This window comes from Arthrobacter sp. CC3 (genome assembly GCF_039907775.1).
Taxonomy (GTDB): Bacteria; Actinomycetota; Actinomycetes; order Actinomycetales; family Micrococcaceae; genus Arthrobacter.
In genome coordinates this window covers 1-536 of record NZ_JARCCY010000121.1, presented here as the reverse complement: position 1 = coordinate 536, position 536 = coordinate 1, and the positions used below count along the sequence as shown (strand labels likewise).

At 67.4% G+C, this 536-nt stretch carries 1 protein-coding gene; it reads left to right on the top strand.

Annotated elements, in window-relative coordinates:
- A partial coding sequence (locus PV761_RS24260; protein ID WP_347900061.1) for a transposase occupies positions 1-536 on the top strand: 536 nt, incomplete at both ends.

The window sequence follows — 536 nt, the reverse complement described above, 5'->3', positions numbered from 1 at the left end:
TCCGGCGCACGGCATCGTTCCGGCAAGCTCCTCGGTTCCCTGGCAGCGATGCTCGCCGCCGGAGGCGAACATGCATCGGACCTGGACATCCTGCGTTCCTCACCCGGGGCCTTCGGTCAGCTGCCCTCGAACGCGACCGTGTCACGGTTCTTCGAACGCACCGTGGCCAACCCGGAACTGTTCAGCTACGGGTTTGAGACCCTCACCCGGGAGCTGCGCACCCGGGCCTGGAACGCCGCCGGGGAACGGAACCCGGCACTGTCCGCGACGGCCGCGGACCCGCTCATCATCGACATCGACGCCACGCTCGTAACCTCGCACTCCGATAAGGAAAACGTCGCCGGAACCTATAAAGGCGGCTACGGGTTCGCCCCGTTCATCGCGAGCGTTGATTACGGCACCGGCAACGGCGCCGGGGAAATCCTCGCAGCGGTGCTGCGGCCAGGCAACGCCGGAGCGAACAGCGCCGAGGACCACATCCGGGTCTTCCACACCGCCGTGGCCCAACTGCCCGAGGGGTTCTACGACGAGACCGG